This window comes from Acetobacter sp. P5B1 (genome assembly GCF_018811985.1).
In the GTDB taxonomy this organism is placed as follows: domain Bacteria; phylum Pseudomonadota; class Alphaproteobacteria; order Acetobacterales; family Acetobacteraceae; genus Acetobacter; species Acetobacter cerevisiae.
This window is the reverse complement of the sequence record NZ_JACRVS010000012.1, coordinates 52,520-77,013: the sequence shown is the minus strand read 5'-3', so window position 1 is coordinate 77,013 and position 24,494 is coordinate 52,520. Positions and strand designations below refer to the sequence as shown.

At 57.5% G+C, this 24,494-nt stretch carries 19 protein-coding genes and 1 pseudogene; 6 read left to right on the top strand and 14 right to left on the bottom strand.

Going from position 1 to position 24,494, the window contains the following annotated elements; translation table 11 throughout:
• From KP703_RS09570 to KP703_RS09560, 3 genes and pseudogenes are all read left to right on the top strand, one after another.
• Positions 1-772 (top strand): annotated as a pseudogene (locus tag KP703_RS09570) (hypothetical protein); the annotation flags it as partial.
• Positions 769-1,545 (top strand): glycosyltransferase family A protein, encoded by a 777-nt coding sequence (locus tag KP703_RS09565; protein WP_215754644.1) that lies wholly within the window; start codon positions 769-771, stop codon positions 1,543-1,545. The pseudogene KP703_RS09570 and the gene KP703_RS09565, both read left to right, overlap by 4 nt.
• Positions 1,546-1,667: 122 nt before the next feature.
• Positions 1,668-3,353, top strand: a complete 1,686-nt coding sequence (locus KP703_RS09560) for a glycoside hydrolase family 32 protein (RefSeq protein WP_215754643.1) — start codon at positions 1,668-1,670, stop codon at positions 3,351-3,353.
• 48 nt (positions 3,354-3,401) lie between these two features.
• Here KP703_RS09560 and KP703_RS09555 read toward each other — a convergent pair whose 3' ends face one another.
• The 3 genes from KP703_RS09555 to KP703_RS09545 all read right to left on the bottom strand — a co-directional run bounded on the left by KP703_RS09555 (position 3,402) and on the right by KP703_RS09545 (position 8,914).
• Positions 3,402-6,182 (bottom strand): M16 family metallopeptidase, encoded by a 2,781-nt coding sequence (locus KP703_RS09555; protein ID WP_373687467.1) that lies wholly within the window; start codon positions 6,180-6,182, stop codon positions 3,402-3,404.
• A 47-nt stretch (positions 6,183-6,229) separates the two neighbouring features.
• Complete coding sequence (locus tag KP703_RS09550) at positions 6,230-6,892, bottom strand: 2OG-Fe(II) oxygenase (RefSeq protein ID WP_062143963.1); 663 nt, start codon at positions 6,890-6,892, stop codon at positions 6,230-6,232.
• A gap of 81 nt (positions 6,893-6,973) precedes the next feature.
• Entirely contained in the window at positions 6,974-8,914 is a 1,941-nt protein-coding gene (locus tag KP703_RS09545) for an AsmA-like C-terminal region-containing protein (protein ID WP_215754642.1), read from the bottom strand.
• 177 nt (positions 8,915-9,091) lie between these two features.
• On the opposite strand from KP703_RS09545, the gene KP703_RS09540 reads away from it, so the two are divergent.
• Complete coding sequence (locus tag KP703_RS09540) at positions 9,092-10,243, top strand: AI-2E family transporter (protein WP_215754641.1); 1,152 nt, start codon at positions 9,092-9,094, stop codon at positions 10,241-10,243.
• A gap of 2 nt (positions 10,244-10,245) precedes the next feature.
• Here the strand turns inward: KP703_RS09540 and uvrB are convergent, their stop codons facing one another.
• The 3 genes from uvrB to KP703_RS09525 all read right to left on the bottom strand — a co-directional run bounded on the left by uvrB (position 10,246) and on the right by KP703_RS09525 (position 14,135).
• Entirely contained in the window at positions 10,246-12,534 is a 2,289-nt protein-coding gene (gene uvrB / locus KP703_RS09535; protein WP_215754640.1) for an excinuclease ABC subunit UvrB, read from the bottom strand.
• Between the two features lie 77 nt (positions 12,535-12,611).
• On the bottom strand, positions 12,612-13,061 hold the full coding sequence (locus tag KP703_RS09530) for a hypothetical protein (RefSeq protein WP_061506187.1): 450 nt from the start codon (positions 13,059-13,061) through the stop codon (positions 12,612-12,614).
• A gap of 90 nt (positions 13,062-13,151) precedes the next feature.
• Positions 13,152-14,135, bottom strand: coding sequence for an aldo/keto reductase (locus tag KP703_RS09525; RefSeq protein WP_061506188.1), 984 nt, complete (start codon positions 14,133-14,135; stop codon positions 13,152-13,154).
• A gap of 217 nt (positions 14,136-14,352) precedes the next feature.
• On the opposite strand from KP703_RS09525, the gene KP703_RS09520 reads away from it, so the two are divergent.
• On the top strand, positions 14,353-14,805 hold the full coding sequence (locus KP703_RS09520) for an NUDIX hydrolase (RefSeq protein ID WP_215754639.1): 453 nt from the start codon (positions 14,353-14,355) through the stop codon (positions 14,803-14,805).
• A 136-nt stretch (positions 14,806-14,941) separates the two neighbouring features.
• Here KP703_RS09520 and KP703_RS09515 read toward each other — a convergent pair whose 3' ends face one another.
• The 8 genes from KP703_RS09515 to KP703_RS09480 all read right to left on the bottom strand — a co-directional run bounded on the left by KP703_RS09515 (position 14,942) and on the right by KP703_RS09480 (position 22,677).
• Positions 14,942-17,878: a glycosyltransferase gene (locus KP703_RS09515; RefSeq protein ID WP_215754638.1), complete on the bottom strand. Its 2,937-nt coding sequence runs from the start codon at positions 17,876-17,878 to the stop codon at positions 14,942-14,944.
• A gap of 182 nt (positions 17,879-18,060) precedes the next feature.
• Positions 18,061-18,576: a disulfide bond formation protein B gene (locus KP703_RS09510; protein WP_215754637.1), complete on the bottom strand. Its 516-nt coding sequence runs from the start codon at positions 18,574-18,576 to the stop codon at positions 18,061-18,063.
• On the bottom strand, positions 18,573-19,919 hold the full coding sequence (locus KP703_RS09505) for a trehalose-6-phosphate synthase (protein ID WP_215754636.1): 1,347 nt from the start codon (positions 19,917-19,919) through the stop codon (positions 18,573-18,575). Before KP703_RS09505 ends, KP703_RS09510 begins: the two co-directional genes overlap by 4 nt.
• A gap of 3 nt (positions 19,920-19,922) precedes the next feature.
• Positions 19,923-20,666, bottom strand: a complete 744-nt coding sequence (otsB, locus tag KP703_RS09500) for a trehalose-phosphatase (protein WP_062273541.1) — start codon at positions 20,664-20,666, stop codon at positions 19,923-19,925.
• Between the two features lie 155 nt (positions 20,667-20,821).
• The gene (locus KP703_RS09495; RefSeq protein ID WP_252353976.1) at positions 20,822-21,445 is read right to left on the bottom strand and encodes a DUF2155 domain-containing protein; all 624 of its coding nucleotides are present in this window, start codon (positions 21,443-21,445) and stop codon (positions 20,822-20,824) included.
• Positions 21,442-21,660 (bottom strand): hypothetical protein, encoded by a 219-nt coding sequence (locus tag KP703_RS09490; RefSeq protein WP_043551328.1) that lies wholly within the window; start codon positions 21,658-21,660, stop codon positions 21,442-21,444. Before KP703_RS09490 ends, KP703_RS09495 begins: the two co-directional genes overlap by 4 nt.
• Positions 21,661-21,704: 44 nt before the next feature.
• The gene (gene mlaD / locus KP703_RS09485) at positions 21,705-22,253 is read right to left on the bottom strand and encodes an outer membrane lipid asymmetry maintenance protein MlaD (protein ID WP_215754635.1); all 549 of its coding nucleotides are present in this window, start codon (positions 22,251-22,253) and stop codon (positions 21,705-21,707) included.
• A gap of 55 nt (positions 22,254-22,308) precedes the next feature.
• Positions 22,309-22,677 carry an NADH-ubiquinone oxidoreductase subunit NDUFA12 family protein gene (locus tag KP703_RS09480; protein WP_215754634.1) on the bottom strand — a complete coding sequence of 123 codons (369 nt, stop codon included), beginning with the start codon at positions 22,675-22,677 and terminating at the stop codon, positions 22,309-22,311.
• 211 nt (positions 22,678-22,888) lie between these two features.
• Here KP703_RS09480 and KP703_RS09475 point away from each other — a divergent pair, with 211 nt between their 5' ends.
• Positions 22,889-24,454 (top strand): vitamin B12-dependent ribonucleotide reductase, encoded by a 1,566-nt coding sequence (locus tag KP703_RS09475; RefSeq protein WP_215754633.1) that lies wholly within the window; start codon positions 22,889-22,891, stop codon positions 24,452-24,454.
• The last annotated feature ends 40 nt before the right edge of the window (positions 24,455-24,494 follow it).

Sequence of the window (24,494 nt, the reverse complement as noted above, 5' to 3'; positions counted from 1 at the left end):
CATGTTCAATACAGAACAGCCGCAAACACTGTGGTTCACCCGTGGGATCATCTACATCATGATGGCCGCCGGCGTGATGGATCTGTGTTACCAGAACCTGAAATCCTTCTCAGATGTCGGCTTGAACGTCTTCCACTTTGACCCGCCGGTAAAAATGGAAGCCTGCGAACTCTCGGGTGCTGACAAGAAGCACCCGCTGTTCCGTGTTCTGCCCCAACCTGCACAGAAAGCGTCTTCTCCATTCACGCCTATCAATGAGCGGAGCATTGATGTCAGCTTCTTCGGGAATGCTTCCCGTAAGAGAGAGAAATTCTTCTCCCGTGCTGCGGCATTCCTGTCCGATTATCAGAATTTCTTATACTACCGGAAAGCGGATGGCCCCATCCCCAGTTCCGGTCTTTACGATATTCTCGCCCGCCTGCCGCGCTACGTTTCCGAGAACTCAAAAATTTCTCTTAACGTTCATCGTGACGATAACTGCTTCTTTGAGTGGCATCGCATTGTCAAACAGGGCATGGCATCCGGCTCTATCATCGTGACGGAAGAATGCTTCCCGCATCCGCTTTACAAAAACGGTGAGCATTATCTGGCCGAAACACCACGCCACATGCCGAATCTGATCGAGTGGCTGACCCGTACGGAAGAGGGTCAGAAGGAAGCCGCCAGAATCCAGAAGAATATTTTCGAGGTTCTGCAGAACGAAGACATCTTCAATTCCAAAAATCTGGATCTGAAAAACTATATTTCTTCCGTGTGGAGCAACCTGAAATGAGCGTCCTGAAGCCGTGGGCCCCTGCTGGCAATATTGAGTTTTCTTTCAAGAAAAAGAGCAGAAAACCCAAAGACCTGATTACAGTTTGCGTCACCAACTTCAATTATGCCGCTGTCATCTGTGAGTGTCTGGACTCTGTCTTTGACCAGACGCACGCCAATATTGATCTTGTCGTGGTGGATGATCTGTCAGAGCGCGATGACTCAATCGAGGTCATCACTGAATGGATGGAAGAAAACAAGCAGCGCTTCTATCGGGCAACGCTGATCCAGAACAAGCGCAATCAGGGACCGTCTTTCTCCCGTAACGTCGCGTTTGAAAATGCTTTGGGTGAAGCCGTCTTCATCATGGATGCAGACAACACGATCTACCCCAAAGCACTGGAAAAGACTTACACGGCACTGATGAACGGTGGCTTCCCTGCTGTCTACACCCAGATTGAGGAATTTGGTGACCGTAAAGGCATCGGTCATGCTGATATCTGGGACGCCGCCCGGATGAAGAAAAACAACTACGTGGACGTCATGGCCCTGATCCGCAAGGATGCCTGGGAACGCGTTGGCGGGTTCTGCCACATTGAAGAAGGCTGGGAAGATTATGATTTCTGGCTGAAGTTCATTGATTGCGACCTCAGCCCCGGCTACCTGCCGGAAATTCTCTGCCGCTATCGTGTTCACAACACATCGCGTACGGCAACCGAAGCGCTTTCTGCTCATTATGATCTTGAACTGGTGATGGAATTCCGTCACCCCTCACCACAGCCAGAAAACTGACTTTTTAACGCCTGTAGTGAAACAGGGCCCTCCTTTCAGGGCCTGACGGTCTTCTCTCCTCTGTTCTGGCCTTGCAAACAGGGCTTCCTGTTTCCTCAGGCCAGACGGAGAAAGACCAGACCATGCTGACACGCCGCCGCACCGCTGGCCTTTTTGCTGCCGCCACACAGAGCATTGTGAGCCTGTTTACCGCCAAACCTGCTGCTGCAGACCCCACAGAAGGGGGAAGCCCACTGCGTCGTGGCAAAACGGAACCCGAAGCCTCCCATCCGGAACCTGCTGACCGCCCGGGCGGCATTACACCCACACCCAGCACCACCCTCAGTGATGCGGAATACCGGCCTGCCATCCATTTTTCGCCTCGCATCGGCTTTATGAACGACCCGAACGGTCTGGTTCATGATGGTAAGCAATGGCATCTTTATTATCAGTTTGATCCCTTTGCGCCGTATGCAGGCCGCGTCCATTGGGGCCACGCGACCAGCCCGGATCTGTATCACTGGCAGGATCAGCCTGTTGCGATTGATCAGACCGCCGCCGGAGAAGCCTTTTCAGGCAGTGCCGTAATGGATACTCACAACTCCTCCGGTCTGTTTCCGGAAAACACCGGGGGGATTGTTGCGCTCTACACCCGTGCAGCCCCTGACCGCCAGAGCCAGTATCTGGCCTGGAGCACGGATAGCGGGCTCAGCTTTACAGAATATGCTCAAAACCCTGTTCTGGACTTGCAGCTTTCTTCCTTCCGGGACCCTCAGGTCTTTTTCCATGCGCCAACGCAACGCTGGATTATGTGCGTCGCTCTCTCCCGCGCGCATCAGATTGCATTTTTTGGTTCAACCAATCTCCTGCAATGGACCGAACTCAGCCGCTTTGGGCCTTCCGGAATTACCGGGGTGGATTATGAATGCCCCAACCTTGTGGAAATCCCGATAGAAGGCGGTAAGACGGCGTGGGTTCTGTTTGTATCCATCAACCCCGGCGCGCCGCAGGGCGGAAGGGCTACGCAATATTTTGTCGGGACATTTGACGGCTCCCGATTTGTGCCAGAATCTGACACCGTAGAATTTGTCGATTTTGCAAAAGACTTTTATGCCCTGCAATTTTTCACTAATGTCCCATCAGGAAATCCGGTGTCCATTGGCTGGCTGAACAACTGGCAATATTGTCAGGAAACACCGGCCAATTCCTGGCGTGGTGTGATGTCTCTCCCGCGCCGGGTCCGTCTGGCACCGGATACAACACAGCGACTCAAGCTCATCCAGCAGCCTGAAAATCTGACCGCACTCCGTGGTACGGCGCCGGACGCGACACCTCCCTCACGCATGGAAGCCGGCAGCAGCTGGGAGACCCCCTTGCCCGCCTCTGGCGCGCGTGAAGTGCGGATTAGCGCAGAAATTGATGCCCAGCCTGCAGGCCTCCCCCCGGGAGACAAAGGCCGAAGTGGTCGGTTTGTTCTCAATTTCCTCAATAGTAATGAGGAAACCCTCTCCATCGGGTTTGACGCCTTTACCGCCCAGCTCTGGCTGGACCGTGGCAAACTCAAAGGCTTTTCGCACCCGTTCTTTACAAACAGCTTTTCCGCAGCCCTCACACCGGACCAGCGCAAAATCACGCTGCATATTGTTCTGGATAAATGTTCGGTGGAAGTCTTCGTCAATAACGGTCAGCAAACGGGTTCGGCATTACTCTTCCCCGCTACCCCGCTGGACCGGCTGCGCCTGAGTGCAACCGGGGCCGGTGCAACACTGTCCCATTTTGAACTCTTCCCGCTCAAACAGACAGTCCGGGTGGAAGAAGGCCAACTCTAAAAAAATGCCTCTCCTCAGGACTTTTCTGAAGAGAGGCGTTTCACACTTTCACCAGTTTGGCGCTGGCCCTTTGACAATCTGGGCCAGATCATCCGGACGGATCCATTTTCGGAATGCTGCCTGCACATCAGCCCCCGTCGCTTTGTAATAAACCTGTGCGGCGCGGTCGGTATTATCCAGAGGCAGCCCCAGCTCTTCCAGCCCCAGATACTGCGCGGCAATCCCGCTCAGGCTGGCGCGACGCAGCGGCAGACTGCGCAGCAGAGAGGCTTTTGCCAGAGACAGCTCATCCTCCGTCGGAGGCGCTGTCTGCATAGATTTCAGATCCCGCAAGGCAGCGACACGGGCTTTACCAACTTTATCCGGGTCAGACCCATAATCAATGTTATAAGCACCGCGCGTGCGGCCCCAATCAAAACTGCTGCCAACAGAATAAACATACCCCGTCTTCACCCGCAGGTCCCGATACAGGCGGGAAGAGAACAGACCACCACCCAGCACTTCATTGCCAAGCTGTAGCAGGAAATGGTCAGGATGTGAGGCGGTCAGACCCAGCGTTTCCGCCAGCACCACCGTATCCTGCACGCTGTTCTTATCCGGCACATTGGCGCGGGAGGCTTTGCTGAGCGGCACCGTCGGCAGATCCACCGCTGGCTTCGGGCCTTCTGCTTTCCAGCCGCCAAAAGCCTGTTCCACAACAGAGCGTGCTTTTTCGGGCGTGACATCCCCGGTCACAACAATCGTGGTGAGATCAGGCCGCCAGGCTGCCTGATAATATTTGACCACATCATCCCGAGAGACACTCATGATGGATTGTGGTGTCGCATTCCGCAGTTCAGGATCTTTTTCCGGCAGCAACGCTGTTTTTACAGCTTTGCCAAACAGGAAGCCGGGAGAGACCAGCAGGCCCGCCTGCCCCTGTGCAGCCTGCATCCGCACAATCTGGAACGCTTTTTCCGGGAAGGCCGGATGCAGTTCATTTTCTGCAAGCAGCGCAATCCCTTTTTCAAAATCAGGCGTCAAAACCTGAAGAGAAAAACCACTCCCTGCACTCTCCCATGCCGGAATATCATCCAGCGCTTTCTGGAACCCCAGACGGTCATGCGTTGTGGTGCCGTAGGAGAACAGAGATTCCGTCAAATCTCCCACCCCTTCCTTACCTGCTGGTTCCTGCAACGCAGCATTTTGACGGATTTCACCAGACAGCTGAATGGTGTGGCTCACATGAGACGGCCAGACAATCAGCTTCAGACCATTAGGCAGAGTGCTGACAACCGGCTGAGGTGTCGGTTTTGGTTCTTCCAGATGGGACAAGGCTTTTTCTGCCCAGTCCGGAAGCTTTACCGGCTTATCCGGCGTAGACGCGAAGGATTCCGCACCACCAAACCCTTTGCCTGCTACGGGCTTGCCGGAGGCTTCCGGCGTCAGAACAGCCGTTACCGCATGGGCCGGGTCCAGCAAGGTTGCAGCCAGACGGTTGACGGCTTCCGGCGTGACGGCCTGATAAGCGGCGACAATATCACCGGGCGCGTCCAGATTATGGAAGGCCAGCGCGGTGGACCACTGTGCCGCCAGACCGCTGACGGAGTTGGCGGAAAACTGAAGCTGGGCAATCTCGCGCTTCTTGGCAGCTTCTACCAGTTCTGCGGGAACGCCCTCTTTCCTGATTTTTTCCAGAACGGTCTGCACATCATTCAGGGCTTTTGCGGAATCCCCCCCTTTGGGAAACGCAGCAAGAGCGAGACCAAAACCAGCCTCTTTTTTCGGTGCATATTCAAATCCGGCAAACAGCGCCTTGCCCTGCGGCACCAGATCATACAGTGCCCCGCGTTGGCTGCCGAGCACGTCGGACAGAATATCCGCCACAGCAAAATTGTCCGCCGTGCGCCCCGGCATGGGGTAAGCCAACGTTGCAAACCCCACCGGATAATCTGTCGGGAAGGTCAGCGTCTTCGCTGGCGGCGGCACCGGCGTCACCTTGGGGCGCTCCGGCAGCGTTTTGCGTGGAATAGCGCCAAAGGTTTCCCGCACCTGATCCAGCGCAGTCACCGGGTTTACATCCCCCGCAATCACCAGAACGGCATTGTTGGGGGCATACCATTTTTCGTAAAAATCGCGCAGGTGGGCTGCATCTGTCTTATCGAAGGACGGGCGGGTCCCTAGCGCATCATGCGCATAGGGCGTTCCGGAAAACAGGATGGACTGCAACTGTTGCAGGTAAAGATAAGCCGGGCTGGACAGATCGCGCGAGACTTCCTGCTCAATCGCCCCGCGCTCCTTGCTCCAGTCTGCTTCTGATAACGTCAGCCCCTTCATGCGCAGGGCTTCAATTTTCAGAAGAACCGGCAGATCCTGCGCCTGTGCGGTATAGAAATATTGCGTGACGTCCTCAGTCGTGTCCGCATTATAGCTGCCACCCAGACGGGTACCCACAGCGGCCAGCTGGTCCTTATCCAGTCCCGCACTGCCACGGAACATCATATGTTCCAGCGCATGCGCCGTGCCGGGAAAGCCCTCTGGCGCTTCAGCCGAACCCACCAGATAATTGATTTCTGTTGTAACCACTGGCGCCAGACGGTTGGGCACAATCACCACACGCAGGCCATTGGGCAATGTCGCGCGGACGACCTGCGCACTGCTGAGTGCTGCTGGCACCAGAGCAGACGGCATCTGCTGCGCACAGGCGGTAGGCGTCAACGGCAGGGAGGACAGTGCGGTACCGGCCAGAATGGCGGCACCCAGAACAAGAGGAGACGCCCCCAGTGTCCGCAACATTGCGCGTCTGCCAGACTGCTTTTTGCGGAACGTTGTGGAAAAGGGAAAAGCCATTCTTAAATCCTTTGTTTTGAACACTGAGCTTACAAAAATAAGGCGGCTCAGCCCGCAAGGCCGGGGAGTGAGATTTTTTTCGCCATGGCGGAAAGCTGGTGCCGCCGCAGTTCAGACCGTGCGCGGGCATCTTCCGTCATATAATTCAGCTGAATGGTGTAACGCTGGCCCACAAACTGACGGTGGCCATGCCATGTGGTGGGACCGTTGGGGAAGATCAGCAACGTGCCTTCTACCGGCGGCACTTCCTTCGCATAATCCTCAATATCATGCGGCCCACGCAGCAAGCGCACGCAGCCTTCCTGCTTGTGCCAGCTCTCCTGTTCCGCCGGGTTGAGATACAGCAGAACGGTCACACGCTTGGCGAGGGAATCCGTATGGATCCGGCCATCCTTCTCCCGTGTGCGGCCACGAATGGTCAGCATGGTCGGCGCATGATCCAGATCGAGATGGAATTTTTCAGCAATGATCCGCCGCAATTCCGGCCCTTCCATAGCCTGCACCACAGACTGCATCAGCGGGGAGAGTGTGAGGGCCGATGGCGGAAAGGAGCCACCCGACTGGATGTCCGGCAGGCTGGCGAACAGCCGGGGCAGATCATCCTTGCGAATAAAATGCGGGACAACCACATGCGGGAACGGGTCGGCACAGACAGGGGCTGTGGCCAGAGCCGCGTAATCCGGCTGTATCGAGGTGTCTGACATGGTCATGCGTTCCGTCCAGATATGAACACTTTTGCCAGACGGACGGTAGAAGGGAAGTGCGGCAGGAACAAGCCCTGCCGCAGCCTCTTACTTCCCAACAGCCCGGTAACAGGCGTTCTTCAGGGCAAATTCCTTCACCCCGGCGGGCAGCACATTCAGGCGGTCTGTCTGGGCCATCATGGCCCGTCCCTCGGCAGACCAGCTGGCCGGACGCACCATCGGGCTGCTGAAACTGCCGCTGACCCGCACCGGAATATCCAGCGCAAAACGCCCCGTGGTGGAGGCCTGACTGCCAAATGTCAGATCAAACCATTTTCTGTTCAGGTCAAAGCGGGCATTGGCCGCCACAGTCCCCTCCCCTGTGCGGATGCGCAGCGGCAGCGCCTGCCCAACCCCGCCGCGAGAACTGACCACCCCCAGCATGCAGGACACCGGCGTCATGCCCTTTGGTTTGTTGAACAGCATCCGCAAATCAGCAGAAACCAGTCCAATCACCTTCCGATCCAGACTGCCATTGGTCATGGAGACAGCAGCCGCCACATCGGCTGCATGCACGGCGGCGTTCAGCGTCTTCTGAGTGGCATCGGCCCGCATCTGCATGTCCACCCGGCCTGCAATGGGAACGGGACCAAAACCCAGTGCCTGACGCAGTTTTTCAATATCCGCACCAGAAACATTTACGGCAGCCCCCACATGCGCCGCGCCTTTGTCAGCACCCTCAATCTTACCGGATGCCTTCAGACTGGCCCCCAGATAATCAAGCGCCAGCATATCCACCGCCACCGTACCGGGTTTGACCGAGGCTGCCAGTGTCATGTTTGAGAAATGCAGCACGTTATAAGACAGCTGTTTGACCGACAGATGCGCATCAATCAGCGGGTCCGGCGCAGAATCAACCGTCAGCGGAATATCGGTTTCGGACGGATTGACTGATTTCTGGTGGCTTAGAAATTCATTCAGGTTCAACTGGCTGAAGGCAATATCCGCCGTCACATGGTCCGGTTTGCCGTGGTCCCCTTCCACAAGCCGCATGAGCGTAATGGTCATGGGGTTATCCTTGACCATCCCCTTGCCCTGCGTGACGCTCCACAGATCGCCCTCATGCTCAAACTGGCCGGACATCTGCATGGCGATATCCTGCTGGGCAGGCAGGCCGGCAATCTGCATCATCGGGCAGGAGGTCGGGCTGTTGAAGGTGACAGCGCCCTTGATGCCATCTGCGTTGATCGGGTCTGTTGCCGTCCCTTTGAACGTGATGGTCATGTCCCCGGACTTCGCCTCCATATCAATCCCGTAGGGCGTTTTGGTCTGCCGCAGGATGGAGAAGGGCTGCATGGTGGCTGTCATGGTCACCGGCGTATCATTATACGCGCCATCAACCGCCAGATGGACGGGCTTGTCCGCCCCATCCGTCTGCAGAGTGACGGTTTTCAGCGTCGTGCGGAATTCCGAGCCATGGGCGGTGCGGTAAATGACCTCCCCATTCTGAACGGCCACATCCAACGCCGTCGGGTAACTGCTCCGGTCATCCGGCCCGGCTGGCGGGTGGCTGGCGGCAGGCTTTGCTCCGGCCTCAGCCTGCTTGCCAAAACGCCAGTTGGGCAGGCGCTGCGGCGTACGCTCCACCATCACATACACATCAGAAATCGCTACATGCCGCACCAGCATCGGGCCGTGCAGCAGGGATGAAGCTTTGACCTCCGCCGCCAGACGCCCCACCCGCACCATATCCGGCCCGGTGCCTCCGGGAATATTGGCCAGACGCGCATTGGCAATCTCAACCTTCAGCCAGCGGCCCGGTGTGACATACAGACTGCCCACCTGCACGGTCCGCCCCAAAGCGGCCGTTGCGCGCCGCGCCACAAAACCTCCGAGATCAACCTTGTTGAGAAAAATCCAGCCAGCGCCGCCGGAAGCTGCCAGCAGGGCTACAGCCCCCACACCGCCCCACAATGCCCAGAAGCCTGCGCCGCGTCGTGCTTTATGCCCCTCAGAGGTGGCGGGTTTGTCGTTGATCTGATCTGACATCTACGTCCTCAATTGCCCGCACCCTGTTTTCCATAAAAAACGGTGCGCTCTTTTCTGCCCTCTGGCAGTGTCTGACGCTCTTGTAGAAAAAAATGACGCCTCCGTCATGTCCATGATTGGCATGCCCGCAGACCTCCGTTACCTCTACAGCACCCAGACAGGGATGAAACGGACGAAATGACGATAAACACCCCTCCCCCCGGTGATACACCAGCGCGCCAGACACGCGTCGTTCTGGCGGCCATGACGGCTGTCGGGATGATCCTCTGCTCGCTCTGGGTGGTCCGTCCCTTTCTGCCTGCCACGATCTGGGCCGTAACCATTGGGGTCACCACATGGCCCCTGCTCCTGCATATCCAGAAATTTCTGTGGGGCAGCCGCGGGCTGGCGGTGACCGTGACCAGTCTTGTTGCCATAATGGTCTATGTCCTGCCCTTCTGGCTGGCGACCACCACAGTGCTGACCCACACAGCCGAACTGAAAACTCTTGCGGATTCCGCTCTGGCCTTCCGCATTCCGTCTGAACCGGAATGGCTACAGCATCTGCCCTTTATCGGCCCCAAAACAACCGTCTGGTGGCAGCAGATTGAAAATGTCCGTCTGCCACAATTGGCCAACCGTATTCTGCCTGATACCGGCAAGATCATTGGTTGGGTGCTGGATTATGCGGGCAGCTTTGGCATGCTGGCGCTCCAGTTCCTGCTCACGCTGATTATTCTGGCAGCCCTCCACACACGCGGAGAAGCCGCCGCCAATCTGGTGATGAACTTTGGCTCGGCTCTGGCAGGAGAACGCGGGCGGGAAATGGTGCTGCTGGCAGGCCGCACCATCCGGGGTGTCGCCATTGGCGTGACCGTCACAGCCTTGGCTGAAAGTGCAGTCGGCGGCCTTGGCATGTTTCTCACAGGGGTGCCCTGGGCCAGTATTCTGACGGCCATCACCTTTATTGCCTGCCTGCTTCAGGCAGGTCCGGGTGTTACCCTTATTCCCGCAGTAATCTGGATGTTTTTCTTCCACGGCCTTGGCTCAGCCGTGGTGCTGCTCGTGTTTACCATCCTTGCCATTGTGATTGATAACCTGCTGCGCCCCTTCCTCATCCGCAAACAGGCCAATGTGCCACTGGTGCTGATTATGGTGGGCGTGATTGGCGGCCTGGCCGCCTTCGGTCTGGTGGGCATTTTTGTCGGTCCGATGATTTTGTCCGTCACCTACACGCTGGTGAAAAGCTGGCTTTCAGACGCGGAACTACCATCCTCCGCAGAGGACACGCCACTTCCCTCCCTGCCCCATACGGCACAGGACGCCACGCACCCGGCAGAGGCCAAATAGCCTCACGCCTTGCTGCGGCTGCGTCCCCGTTTGGGTTTGGGCTCGTACCCACCACCGCCCGGCCCCAGCGGACGCGGAACCTGCTCTTTTTTCGGTTTGCGGCGCGGAGAAGATTTCTGCCCCGCCGTGGAAGCCGGAGCAGGGGGCGCCTCCAGCCCCAGTTGGAGCGCTTCCAGCCGCTTGATTTCATCCCGCAGGCGGCCTGCTGTTTCAAACTCCAGATCCGCTGCGGCTTCACGCATCCGTTTTTCCAGCCCGGCAATCGCCGTATCCAGATCCTGCCCGACAAATTCGGCCACACCCGTATCTTCATCGGGGGCCACGGTGACGTAATCCTGCTCAAACACGGAGGAGACGATTGCGCCAATATTCTTGCGCACGCTCTGCGGCGTAATGCCATGCGCTTCGTTCCACGCCATCTGCTTTTCACGCCGGCGGGCCGTTTCTTCCACGGCGTATTCCAGAGAGTCCGTCATCTTGTCAGCGTAAAGCAGCACCCGCCCTTCCACGTTACGCGCGGCGCGGCCAATGGTCTGAATGAGTGACGTACGGGAGCGCAGGAAGCCTTCCTTATCCGCATCCAGAATGGCCACCAGCGAACATTCGGGAATATCCAGCCCTTCTCGCAGCAGGTTGATGCCAATCAGCACATCAAACGCGCCAATCCGCAGGTCGCGGATAATTTCAATCCGTTCCAGCGTATCGACATCGGAATGCAGATACCGCACGCGGATTCCGGCTTCATGCAGATAATCGGTCAGATCTTCCGCCATGCGTTTGGTCAGCGTCGTCACCAGCACACGGCCACCTTTGGCAACCGTGGCGCGGCATTCGGCCAGAAGGTCATCCACCTGATGCTCCACAGGGCGAATATCTGTCACAGGGTCAATCAGGCCGGTGGGGCGGATCACCTGTTCGGCAAACACACCGCCTGTGCGTTCCATTTCCCACGGACCGGGAGTGGCGCTGACAAAAACACTCTGCGGGCGGAACTTGTCCCACTCGGCAAAGTTCAACGGGCGGTTATCAAGGCAGGATGGCAGGCGGAAGCCGAACTCGGCCAGAATGGATTTCCGCGCATTATCTCCGCGCTCCATACCGCCAATCTGCGGCACCGTCACATGGCTTTCATCCACAATCAGCAGTGCATCTTCCGGCAGATATTCAAACAGGGTCGGTGGCGGATCGCCGGGTTTGCGGCCTGACAGATAGCGGGAATAGTTCTCAATCCCTTTGCACACGCCTGTCGTTTCAATCATTTCCAGATCAAACGTGGTGCGCTGGTCCAGCCGCTCGGCTTCCAGCAGCTTGCCTTCCTGGGTGAACTTATCGAGCTGCTGGCGGAGTTCCTGCTTGATGCCAACAACAGCCTGCTTCAGCGTCGGGCGGGGCGTCACATAATGGCTGTTGGCGTAAATGGTAATTTCCTGAAGATCAGCCGTCTTTTCACCAGTCAGTGGATCAAACTCAATAATCCCGTCAATCTCATCCCCAAACAGAGAGACACGCCAGGCGCGGTCTTCATTCTGCACGGGGAAAATATCCACTGTCTCGCCTCGCACACGGAAGGTGCCACGGGTAAAGGCGGCATCATTCCGGCGATATTGCAGTTCGACCAGCCCGCGCACCAGACGATCCCGGTCAATCTCCCCGCCCAGCTCCAGTTTGACGACCATGCGGGAATAGGTTTCGACCGAGCCAATACCGTAAATGCAGGACACGGACGCCACGATAATCACATCGTTCCGTTCCAGCAGCGCCTGCGTTGCGGCATGACGCATCCGGTCAATCTGCTCGTTAATCTGGCTGTCTTTTTCAATATAGGTATCAGACCGGGGCACGTAGGCTTCCGGCTGATAATAGTCATAATAACTGACAAAATATTCGACGGCATTGTTCGGGAAAAACTGCTTCATTTCCCCGTAAAGCTGCGCCGCCAAGGTCTTGTTGGGGGCCAGAATGAGGGTGGGCTTCTGGGTGGCTTCAATCACCTTGGCCATGGTGAAGGTTTTGCCGGACCCCGTCACACCCAGCAGGACCTGATCCCGCTCGTTCTCTTCAATCCCTTTGAGGAGATCAGCAATCGCCTGTGGCTGGTCACCTGCCGGTTCGTATTCTGAAACAACTTCCATCCGCCGCAGCTTGGGGCGGGCGGCCTGACGGTCCGGCTCAAACGTAACAGGCGGCAGGCTGGCAGCCCGCTCACTCAGCGTGCCGCGCTTCTTACCGCGCTTAGCCGCCGGAGCAGAGGAAGAACGAGACGCGGAATCGGGAGCGGTACGTGTGGCCATGGTTTCCAACATGGTGCGCAGCCCGGCGGCCTGCAAGCCTCATTCCCAAAGGCAAACGAGATGAGAGAAGATACGCCTTACTGCATATGAAACAGAAAACGAGACAGGGGCGTATGGGACAGCACAATCACCACCATCCCCAGCAGGATAATCACCCTGCCCCCTACGTAGGCGCAGGCCTGCGAGAGTTCATCCCGGCTGGCCATATCCATGAAGGCATCCCGCCCGGCATAGCCACTGGCGGCGCGCATGCCGCGATAACGGTTTAAGGCATCAGAGGACAAGCCAGCCCGGCTGAACATCTCAGCACTATACTGATCAAGATCATCTTTACGGAACTGGGCCACACCACCGGACTGGCGGACCCGCTCCGGTCCACCGCCCAGCAGCGCCAGCGCCTGCAGCCGGCGCGCTGGCACACCCAGATATTCCGCAGCCTGCGTCCGGTTCAGCACCTGCTGGAGCGGAAACTGGCAGACTGTGGCCTGTTGGGAAGGCCGGTCAGCGTGGGCGGGCGGCTTTTTCATGGGGGTTAAGCTTGCGAAAAAACGTAGCGTTTCGTCAACGCTTCCCCCTGACCGCCTGCCCTGCGGTCACCACAGGTCTTGTGGTGTGCGTCAGCTTCTGGCGGGGGGCGCCATAAATTCCGGGCCGACAGGGTCCGTAATATCGCGGGCCAGAATGGCATCAATGGCCTTCATATCGGCCTCATCCAGCTTCCAGCCGAAGGCCTCATCCACACCGCTGATCTGCTCCGGCTTTCTGGCCCCCCACAGTGCAATGGTCGGCCCACGGTCCAGCACCCAGCGAATGGCGAGAGCCAGCATGCTCTTGCCATGCTTTTCTGCAATGGCCTTCAGTTCTTCCACGGCCTTCAGATACTGGCCAAAGCGCGGCTGCTGGAATTTGGGGTCGCTCTTGCGCAGATCATCGCCTTCAAATTTACGGTCCGCCGTCATACGACCAGACAGCAATCCGCGGCACAGCGGCCCGTAGGCCAGCACAACCAGATTGTTCTTGATGGCGTAAGGCAGAACGTCCTGTTCAATCTCGCGCTCAAACAGATTATAGGGCGGCTGAATAGTGGCCAGCGGTGCAAATTTACGGAACTCATCCATCTGGGCAGGCGAGAAGTTGCTCACGCCCAGCGCCCGCACCTTGCCGTCCTTCACCAGTTTTTCCAGCGCACGGGCGGTTTCTTCCATCGGGGTTTTAGGGTCCGGCCAGTGCACCTGATACAGGTCGATATGATCCGTGCGCAGGCGACGCAGAGAGTCTTCAATTTCCTGCGCAATGCGGGCCGGCCGGCTATCGCGGAACACGTTGCCATCCTGCCAGTTCAGCGCGACTTTGGTCGCCAGAATGACCTTATCCCGCTTGCCTTCCAGCGCGCGGCCAATCACCTCTTCCGAATGCCCCAACCCATACACAGGCGCTGTATCAATGACGTTGATGCCCAGATCCAGCGCCTTCTCAATGGTTTTGGCGGCATTCACATCATCCGGGCCACCCCACATAGAGCCCCCAATTGCCCATGTCCCCAGAGCAATGCGGGATGCGGGCTTGGCCAGCCCCGGAATGGTAAGGGTTTCTGCCGTCATGATCAGACTCCTGAAACGTCAAAGATAACTGTCCTGCCTCGCCAGTCCCGTTACAGAACCAGCCGGACAGAGTTCACGTAGCTTAAACGCTCCGCGTCCCATGTGTTGCATTCAACCTGCGAAAAGCGGGCATGTTCCTACAGGGATGCACCCGTTCTGCCGCGTAAAATCCGCGCAACACTTGACCATTGCGGGAAAGTTTCTGCATTTTCTGGTTATGACTACTGCAACTCCGTCCTTCATGCCACGTGTCGGCGTTCTGGCTCTTGTCCGGCACGGCCAGAATGTTTTGCTGGTACGCCGGGCCAATGCGCCGGATGCCGGCCTGTGGGGTTTCCCCGGTGGGCGCGTTGAGGCTGGAGAAACACTGTTTCAGGCAGCCGAGCGTGAATTACGGGAAGAAACCGGCCTGACTGCACAAGCACTTCAAACCGTTGATGTTTTTGACAGCCTCCATCACACACCAGATGGAACGCTGGCCTTTCATTATGTGATTGTTGCGGTTTTGTGTGAGGAAAACACCCCACATCCTACTGAACCCCACGCCGCAGACGACGCCCTTGAGGCCCGCTGGCTTTCTTATGATGAGGTCAGCACACTCGGCCCCAAAGCCTGTGCTCGCCTGTTTGAGCTGACACAGAAAATTATACCTGCCCCTCAGAAGCACTGAACTTTAGCAAATAATAACGATTTTTTTCTTCTGAGAAATCTCTACCCAGAGCAGCTGCGGGTTTTGTGGGATGCCATACCAAGACACCCCACAAACCCTCGCCTGTTTTTAGTCTCGCAACACAAACAGGATTTTATCAGAAACTGAGAAGAGCCTTGAGCTGTTCCAGATATTTCTGGTGCGAATGATCATCCCGCACGCGGGCAAGTTCATGCTCACGTATGCTTTCCCAGAGTACCTTATCTTCATAAAGCCGCACAATGGCATCCGCAAACGCCTGCGGGTCTGTTGTGCTCACACTCAGCATATCTTCACCCGGCGTCCAGCCAACCTGCTCACACAGAATGGACGACGCTACAATGGGAAGACCATGTGCTGCGGCTTCATGAATTTTATACGGAATACCCGCCGCAAAGCGCGTCGGCGCCACAAAAATCCGGTGCCTGTCATAAACAGGGCCAACATCTGGCACGCGCCCCAGAAGATTGACACGGGGATTTTTCGTCAGCGGCTTAAGATCAACCTTTGGATTGATGTAACCACAAACCGTGAATTTTACATCATCAGGCAGCCGTCCATCCAGAAGCGGCAGAACCTGACTACTAAACCAGGCCAGAGAGTCGACATTGGGAGAATCAATGTCATGCATTGCGCCAAGGAATAGGATATCACGTCGCGCATCCCATCCCGGAGAATGCGGAAGCGCCTTTTGCATATGCCCCAGAACACCGACGTTCGGGAAGCCATTCTCCTTGAGGATTTCTGCATCCTTTTTGTTCACGGCAACAATTTTCTCCGCCATGAACAGGTGGCGGAATTCATGCGTGAGCATCTCTTCAACGGATTGTTCAGGATCCCCCTCATTCCGCAGAACACGCTTCTGATGCTCACGCGGGGCGGCCACGGCCTCGGTGTCAATAATCACCGCACGGGACGAAATGGCGTCCGCACACTGCATCAGTACTGGCGCCAGACGGTCCGCATTATGGGTGCGGGCAATCCAGACAAGATCGTAATAGCCAGCACGGGATTTGATGAAGTCTTCCAGTTCCGGCAATTCCCGATCCCAGATGACTTCCGCACGATCCGGGAAGGAGCTGCAAATCTCTTCCATCGGTTCAGTCGGCCGGTAAACCGGATACACCGTGACATGATATCCCAGATCAATCATGCTCCGGATGACATCATTGGACCGCGTAAACCCTGACCCAAGGAAGCGATACGGCAGGCGATCTTCAATGAACAGAATCCGCTTCTGCCGCGTGGCGGACGAGCGCGCCCGCACCAGCAGACGCTCATGGAACAGGTTTTTCTGCCGCAGATACGCCCCGTGCTTTTTGCGGAAGATTTCCTGATTACGCGCAATCATGGATGCACCGCTGATAAAACCGGAGGTGCCATATTCATAGTGAATGACCACAATGGAGGGGTCATACACCACATCAAATCCGGCTTCATGAATCCGGATACACAGATCCGTTTCCTCAAAGTATGCCGGGGCATAATCCGTATCGAACCCTCCCAGCTTTTTCAGCAAATCGGACCGGACCAGCAGGAACGCACCGGAGCAGAAATCAACCGAGCGGACAAAATTAGCCTCGGGCACATCCGGACGCTTGTCGCGCAGATAACCGCACACGGAGCCATCCCGCCAGACAATGCTTCCGGCTTCCTGCAACATGCCGTTGGTCCGCACCAGCTTGGCCCCGACTGCCCCGGTCTGGGGCTCACTCCGCAGGCGCGCCAGCGCGTTGCCCATAGCGCCGGGCATCAGCTCGAGATCATTATTCAGATACAGCGTGAAAGGACCGCGGACTTTCTCAAGCGCTGCATTACAGCCAAGCAGGAACCCGATATTCCCCGGAAAGCGGATAACTTCCAGCCCACGCACATGCTGCTCAATAGTACGCATCCCGTCTGTTGAGCCGGAATCCACCACAATAACCTGCATCGGGCCATTATAATTGGCCCGCAGAGACGCCAAGGCGCTCAGCGTCATGGCAAAATGGTTATGCGCAATAATAATAACGGTAAAATCAGGATATTCGTACGTAAAGTCCAGCTCCTGATTTAGCAGCAGCGGCATCCGGATCCGGCACATTTCGTGATAGATTTTCTTGGAGACGTGCTCGCTTTCCTTCTGGAAAGCTGCGTCATCCTCGACCTTGCCGCCATGCGCGATGTAATGGGCAAAGGCATCCGGATAATCCCCCCGGCTAACTTCCTGCTGCACGGCCGGGTTCCGGAAATAGCCTTCCAGATCTACCGTGGAGAGCGGCTTACGCAGTTCATGCACGCCATATTTCAGGAAATGCTCGAAGAAATTGCGGAAGTGTTTGCTTTCGACCGCACCGGACACATCGTTATTCACACTGCCGTAAAATTCTTCTGAAAAATACGGATTAGGATTGAACAATGTTGGTGTTTTATTAGCCAGATAATGATGCAGGGCAGATGTCCACTCTTTGGCATCCAGCTCCTTACGCACTTCCGGATAAGTTTCCAGATACCATTCCGGGTCAAAATACCAGGACAGTCTATGGCCATAGCCAGCAACAGGTACCGTCGCCCGCACACACTGAGAATACGGTCCCAATTCGGTTGTGGTGGCCTGGCCGCCTTTCAGATAGGCATTGGGGTCAAAAAACCATGACCCGCTGCTATACTGGAAATCCCCAATATTCAGGTAATGGTCATACCCGTTTCTGAACCCCTGCTCGGCAAGACTGACATCAGAAATATCGGGGTGACGCTTGAGATAAAACTCTTCGTCAAACAGCCAGTGGGGATTATGAGACGCAAAGCCTTTCTGGCAATAATGCTCAAACCCAGACCGAAACTCCCCCCGGCTGATCTGCTCAGCAACGGCAGGATATTTGCTCAGATACCAGTCTTCATCAAAATAGGGATTGGGAGAGTGCTTAAGGCTGGCACCGTCATTTTTATAAAATTCCTGAACAGCCTCATCAGTCTCAATCTGTAAGAAGCTCAGGACATCTTTGTATTTCTCTTTGTACCAGACACAATCAAATACACTCCAGTCTAGCTTCTTATTCTTATCGTATGCCGTCATTGAAATTTCCCAGGGCTGCCTATTTGAGTGTGGCTATATATCTAGACGAAACGGGCCAACAAAGCCGCATTGCTTACGGAAATATTAGCACAGGATGACGACAGGGAACAGAATACCCTGAACGGTACACGCTGGAAGCCGCCTGCATGTTATGTACAGGCGGCTTCCAGCTTTTTTCTCTTTTAGTAAAATATTCTACGGGCAGTCCGGCTAAGCCGATAGCGCCAGATAGCAAACACGCCCAGCACAGCCGCCGCATACAGCCCGCCCATGACAGACATGGACAAGGGGAGATCCGGAATCAAATAAGTCGGGGCGTCACATGGTTTGGAAGGCAGAAGCGGCATGGAAGCCAGCCGCTCCGCCATGGTGGTGCCGGTAATATGAGGAGCATGGCACCCCGGCAACGGGCTGGGCCACCAGCCCCACTCCACCCCGGCATGGCAAAACGCCAGACCAACAGAAGCCAGCAGAGTCGGCACACAGAGCCACAGCACAGGTTCCCCTGCGGCACCGGGCAGCAGAACATCAATCACGCCAATAACGATCAGAATGCGCCAGGGCCAGCGCTCAACCAGACACAACTCACAGGGCATGATGTGCAGAACATGTTCCACCCACCACACAACACCCAGCGCCAAAGCGCCAGCCAACGCCAGAAAGAGACCCATTTTTCTGGTAGAAAATGCTGATCTCACGCTAAACGCGCCTTCCCAAGAGCCTGAATGAAATCACGCGCCCACGTCACCGCCGTAACGCGCCAGACGTCCGGCTCCAGATGATCCCACCGCGCACGCCGCTCCCCATCAGGCATGGTCAGAGCTTTGTGCAGGGCATCCGCAATATCATCTGCATCATGCGGATTAACCATCAGAGCTGCCTCCATGTCCGGCGCGGCCCCTGCAAAATGCGAGAGAATCAACACACCGGGGTTCGCCTTATCCTGTGCCGCCACATATTCCTTGGCGACCAGATTCATACCATCCCGCAAAGGGGTAACAAGCGCTGCATCTGCCAGTCGGTAGAAACTGGCCAGCAGGGCACGTGGCACAGGATGCGTCAGATACCGGATGGGCGTCCAGTCAAAGTCACCATAGGTGCCATTAATACGTCCGGCAGCTTCATCCAGCTCCCGCCGCAGGGCGCGATACTCCGGCACATTCCCGCGGGAGACGGGTGTTACCTGAAGATAGACGACCTTCCCCCTATGCTCAGGGTAACGCTCCAGAAAGATTTCATACCCTTTGAAGCGCTCCGGCAGGCCTTTGGAATAATCCAGCCGGTCCACCCCAATAATGAATGGTTTACCGTGCAGACTTTCCTTCAGGCGCTGTACGTCCGGATTGCTCAACCCGTCTTCAGCCTGTTTGGCAAAACTGTCCGGATCAATCCCGATGGGGAAGACCTCAGCCTTGGCCTTAACGCCGACGATGGAGAACCCGTCATTCATGTTCCGGGCATCGTCCTCCGTCTGCAGACCGATCACATCGTACGCCTGCATGGCGCGCAGCAGAGCATCAGCTTCCGGTAAAGCCCGCATCAGGCTCCATGGCGGGAACGGAATATGCAGGAAGAACCCGATGGGGGCTGTCACACCCAGATCACGCAGCGCCTGCCCCAGCGGGAACAGATGATAGTCATGAATCCAGATCTGATCACCCGGCTGCAAAAGCGGCAGCAATTTGCGGGCAAACAGCTCATTGACGTTCTGGTAAATAACCTGATCTTTCCGGTCATAATCCATAAGGCCAGCGCGGTAATGGCAGAGCGGCCATAAGATGCCGTTGGAATATTTCTGGTAAAACCCGTCATATTCCGAATGTGTCAGGTCGATCGTAGCGTAGATGACGTTCTCCACCTTATCGAGACTGACTTCCGGGTCATGTCCCTCTTTTTCAGAAACCTGCTGGCCGGACCAGCCGAACCACAGGCAACTGCCTTCTTTTAACGCCGCACGCAGGGCAACGGCCAACCCGCCAGCGGGCTGCAATCGGTCCCGCGGCGCAGGAACACGATTGGAAACAACAACCAGACGCCCCATAGCTTAATCCTTCCCTTCAACCAGAGAAGCAAGCCACGCACGAAATGCCGTCGGGTTTGGAAAATCAATGGGAATACGCAGACCAACACCGCCAAGACGCTTTGCTGCGGCCATGCCGTCTTCATCCGTCACATCGTCGCCCACAAAAACTGGCTTCCGGCCAGCAAAGGGGAGAGATTTCATCAGCATGCTGACGGCATAGCCTTTATCGACACCTGCAGGCCGGACTTCCCACGCCATTTTTGCCGTCTGGACTTCAAAGGTGCCATTGGTGCCCTTCACCCAGTTTTCAGCCGCCTCACGCAGGGCTGCTCCGGCTTCCGGCACAGCACGATAATGCAGAACGAACCCACCCGGCTTATGCTCCAGCCGTGCACCGGGCCAGGCGGCAATAAGATCCCGCGCTTCGGCAAACCATGATTGCGGAACTGACGGAAGTGCTGCCCGCTCAATCGGGCCTCCGGGGCGATGCCTTACGGCAATGCCATGCTCACCGGCCACGGCAAACGGGATATCCCCCAGAAAATGATCAATCTGATCAATCGACCGGCCAGACACAATGGCCAGCGCATCCCCACAGGCCGCACGCAGGCGGCGCAGAGTTTCCGGCAGCCCTTCCGGCACCACCACAGCGTCTGGCGTGGGGGCGATATCAACCAGAGTGCCGTCAAAATCTAGGAGGAACGCCGCCTGATCCAGAGAGGGAACCTGAAAGCGAAATTCCTGACTGGAAGAAGAACCGATCACGTACACCTCGTCTTGTTTTGCCACAGATCGGATCAGCCAGCCCCTGTGCTGACGCCCGATTGCTTCATGAAACGATGCCTGAGCCTGTCCGGCCCGACAACTCCCCTGAAAAGCAAGACAGACCGCACCGTTATGAACGGTCAGGCCCGTCCGGCTTAATATTCCCCGCCGAATTCAGGAGATGCGGGAGGAGCATCTCCCGCAGGTGGCGTGCCAGAACCAGACGGTGCATGGCTCCCGCCGTTGCCAGCCCCATCACCCGTGGGTGCAGACTGGTCCCCCGCAGACGGCGTGAGCACGGGCACAGCGGGCGTTGGAAGCGGAGGCGTCATGGGGGCAACATCCGCCCCCTCACACCGCACCATCCGCACGTCATACACAGCGCTTTCAAACACACCCAGACCCGGCTCTGCGGCCAGCATCCAGCCCTTGAAGGTTGCCCCATCAGGATGCGTGTCATGCAACTCCAGCCACCCGGCCGCATCGGGGGAGAGTGTCTTAGGCCGTTCCAGACACCGGCCCGCGCTAATATCCAAACTCTTGTAGTGCGCTGTGGTTCCCGTCGGGACCGAAATCATCTCTACATGCGCGTCCAGCCGGTCGAGCACCCGCACCACCGCGGTTCCCTTGCCCTGCCATACACCCTGCCCATAGACGGCGGGGGGAGCCAGAGGTGTGCCCACGGCCTGCGCATGAGGCGTTGCAACGACCCAACTGCCACCCGCCGCAACCATCATGCCGCCCAGAAGGGCCAGACGGGAAAAATGCTTCATGCTCATGCTTTGTTTCCCTGATGCGGAGACTGAAGAGAGGCGACAAGGTCGGTCAGATGCGCACGCATCCCCTGCTCACTCACACCCATCAACACGGCATCCTCAAACGCATCCTGTAGAATCTCCTGCACTTCCTGCCAGTTTTCATCAAGCACACGCAATTTTTCCTGACAGGAAAGAGGCTGCCCATCATCCTGCAGCCAGAGTTTGGGGCTTTCCATGCGGGGTCGTCCTCTTCAGGCAGTCAGCGTCAGATCAGAACGGCTCATGGAAGATCGGCCTTGCCTGCATCCCCGGCAGCGGGCGCTTTGCTCCCGGCGGCATCTTTGTTCGCGCGGGTCAGCGTATCGGTCACCGAGAAGATGAATTTGCTGAGGAGCTGTTCCAGACTGATAGCGCCCTGCGTCTCGCTGATAGTCGCATCAGCCGCCATCATGTGGTCGTCGCCACCGGGAGAGAGGGCGATGTATTTGCCGCCCAGAAGGCTGTCACTGGTGATGATGGCAGCACTGTCCGTCGGCAGCTTGATATCTGGCCGCACGGTAAAGGTGACTTCTGCCTTGAAGGTCTGCGGGTTTAAGCGCGCGGAAACCACCTGCCCTACGGTCACACCGGCGAGCCGCACGTCCGAGCCAACGCCCAGTCCGTCAATATGGGAAAAACCGGCATGCAGCCGGTATCCGGTGGTGTCGGTCTTGCGGCCTTCCCCTACCACAGCGGCAACGAGCATCAGCCCGAGCAGGCCGAGAACAAGAACGCCGGTCAGCAATTCCATAGAAGTGCGCCGGGGTTTTACTGCCGTTACTGAAGCCATGCGTCCTGTCTACTCCCTGTCTGGACACGCACCTTAGCAGGGAATGCGTTTCAGATCACGCCTCAGGAGACCAGGACTCGTAATCTCCTGTCGCGGGAGGATGCTGGCCGGTTTTATAGGGGCTGCCCGCTGGCCGGTAGGCCTGCGCGGTGCCGGTCATGTTGGGCTGATGCGGCAACTGCCAGGGCTTGCGCTCCTCCTGCGGGATCGGCGCATCCAGCGTATGATGCAGCCAGCCCCACCATTCCGGCGGCACGGCGGAAGGGTCTTCCCCCTTCAGATAAATCACCCAGCGTTCGGGCCGGTCCACGCCGCCGCCACGCCGGGTGGCTCCTGTGGATTCGTAATAGCATCGACCGTCATCATCCTTGCCAATCAGGCGACCTTTGCGACGGGTATGCAGCCATGTTCCGAAGTTTGCCATGGGTCTGAGGATAAGACTCCACAGCCCCGCTGGTCCATGTTTTTTGGGGGATAATCGATCAACTCCACTCGATCAGATCTGCCGGAGTGCCAGCAAAACCGGGCGTGTGAAAAGTTATCCCCCATATCCTCGTTATACCGGGCATTGTATACCGCAAATGGCGCTTGGCACGGGTTCCACCGGGGTTTGGGACACGCGTAAACTCCCTCCCATGACAAGAGCCAGACGCCATTGGAACGGCGTGCTTATGAGCACGCTACAGGCCGCAGCTGACCCGGATGCGCCCCTTCGCTCCGTGACACTGCCCGCTGAGTGGGATGCAGACGCAGCTTCCGCTCTGGCCCAGCTTGTGCCCGGCACACATGCCGTGGACCTTGCAACCGTTGCTTCCCGCTGGGTGGATACGCTGACGCAGGATGATGCAACGGCCCGCTCTCTGGTGTGGCTGCTGCTGTTGCGGCAGGCTGCCCCCACGGAACCCGTCTGGTCCTGCGAGTTTGATCGCCCCCCCGGCTTTCTGGTGAATCTGGCCGCCTTTATCTCTCCCGGCGAGGGCTTTGCGGCTGAGACCTTTGTGGCTGCTATCCGCCTGCTCTCCTCTGTTCTGCGCAGTGCGGCCCGCACCACGGCAGACCAGCGGAATGGTGAACTGCCACTGCCCGACCTGTTTGCGCCGGCCCCGGAAGCGGAAGCCCCGGTCAAACCGGCTGCAAAAGACAGTGATGAACAGCCCGCCCCGCCCGTCATCGCCGGTGACATTATGCTCACCAACCTCGATGCCTGTCTGGCTGGAGTCGGTCTGGATTATGACAGTGAAGATGGCCGCGCCGCCGCCTGCGCCATTGCCACACTGGCGACCCTGACCGCCCATTCCGGAACAGGGCCCGAGTCCCTGCCGCTGCCGCCCGTACGCACTGTACTGCCTGGCCTGAGCGAGACACTGCGGGCCGTGTGGCGGGAAGCCGCCGTGGCAACCGAGACGCCTCTGGCTACGGTGGAAACCGGCTTTTCTACATGCAGCGCGGTAGATGGACTTCTGGGTGTGGAAGCCTGCGGGATGGCCCCGGTCTTCTCCCTGCTCCGACCCGATGGCCGACTGTCCCCCAGTACGCGCAACCGACTGGACGCCCGCGGCTTTACGACAGAAACAGCCCTCGCCGGCGCACTGGCTGGTGAACCGGTGCTGCCGCTCCCCGGCCCGAACGCCCATATGGCCATGTATCGCGCTCTGACCGGCTTTATTGACCGGATGCCCGCCCGGCCTGACCCGACTGCGCAAACGCTGGTCCGCAAGCTGGAGCGTGGCATGCGCCGCGCCCTGCCCCCGCGGCACGGCGGCTTTACCCAGAAAACCAGCATTGGCGGCCACCGGCTGTTCCTGCGCACAGGTGAGTATGAAGACGGCACATTGGGTGAACTGGCGCTGAACCCCACCCGGGAAAGCTCCATGGTCAAAGGCCTGATGGAAAGCTTTGGGGAAGCTGTCAGTATCGGTCTGCAATATGGCGCGCCGCTGGAAGCGTATGTTAGCAGCTTTGCCTATTCCTGCTTCGGCCCGTCCGGCACGGTGGAGGGAGACCCTGTGGCCTCTTACGCCACCTCCATGCTGGACTACACATTCCGCGCCTTGTCTGATGCGTATCTGGATAAAAAGCTGCCCGATGGCCCGCATCAGGACAGCCAGATGGACCCGGACCCGCTTCTGCCGCTTGATTTCCCCGCGCAGGAGAGCGACCCTGCTCCCCGCAAACGTGGCAGCCTGCGGCTGGTCAGCTAGCCCGGGCCTGCCAGAACCCTTTGAATTAAGGACTCGCATC

Bases quoted from the DNA above. Each gene is read 5' to 3' on its own strand.
- KP703_RS09565 (WP_215754644.1), top strand. From the start codon at position 769: ATGAGCGTCCTGAAGCCGTGGGCCCCTGCTGGCAATATTGAGTTTTCT.
- KP703_RS09560 (WP_215754643.1), top strand. From the start codon at position 1,668: ATGCTGACACGCCGCCGCACCGCTGGCCTTTTTGCTGCCGCCACACAG.
- KP703_RS09555 (WP_373687467.1), bottom strand. From the start codon at position 6,182: ATGGCTTTTCCCTTTTCCACAACGTTCCGCAAAAAGCAGTCTGGCAGA.
- KP703_RS09550 (WP_062143963.1), bottom strand. From the start codon at position 6,892: ATGACCATGTCAGACACCTCGATACAGCCGGATTACGCGGCTCTGGCC.
- KP703_RS09545 (WP_215754642.1), bottom strand. From the start codon at position 8,914: ATGTCAGATCAGATCAACGACAAACCCGCCACCTCTGAGGGGCATAAA.
- KP703_RS09540 (WP_215754641.1), top strand. From the start codon at position 9,092: ATGACGATAAACACCCCTCCCCCCGGTGATACACCAGCGCGCCAGACA.
- uvrB (WP_215754640.1), bottom strand. From the start codon at position 12,534: ATGGCCACACGTACCGCTCCCGATTCCGCGTCTCGTTCTTCCTCTGCT.
- KP703_RS09530 (WP_061506187.1), bottom strand. From the start codon at position 13,061: ATGAAAAAGCCGCCCGCCCACGCTGACCGGCCTTCCCAACAGGCCACA.
- KP703_RS09525 (WP_061506188.1), bottom strand. From the start codon at position 14,135: ATGACGGCAGAAACCCTTACCATTCCGGGGCTGGCCAAGCCCGCATCC.
- KP703_RS09520 (WP_215754639.1), top strand. From the start codon at position 14,353: ATGACTACTGCAACTCCGTCCTTCATGCCACGTGTCGGCGTTCTGGCT.
- KP703_RS09515 (WP_215754638.1), bottom strand. From the start codon at position 17,878: ATGACGGCATACGATAAGAATAAGAAGCTAGACTGGAGTGTATTTGAT.
- KP703_RS09505 (WP_215754636.1), bottom strand. From the start codon at position 19,919: ATGGGGCGTCTGGTTGTTGTTTCCAATCGTGTTCCTGCGCCGCGGGAC.
- KP703_RS09495 (WP_252353976.1), bottom strand. From the start codon at position 21,445: ATGAGCATGAAGCATTTTTCCCGTCTGGCCCTTCTGGGCGGCATGATG.
- KP703_RS09490 (WP_043551328.1), bottom strand. From the start codon at position 21,660: ATGGAAAGCCCCAAACTCTGGCTGCAGGATGATGGGCAGCCTCTTTCC.
- mlaD (WP_215754635.1), bottom strand. From the start codon at position 22,253: ATGGCTTCAGTAACGGCAGTAAAACCCCGGCGCACTTCTATGGAATTG.
- KP703_RS09480 (WP_215754634.1), bottom strand. From the start codon at position 22,677: ATGGCAAACTTCGGAACATGGCTGCATACCCGTCGCAAAGGTCGCCTG.
- KP703_RS09475 (WP_215754633.1), top strand. From the start codon at position 22,889: ATGACAAGAGCCAGACGCCATTGGAACGGCGTGCTTATGAGCACGCTA.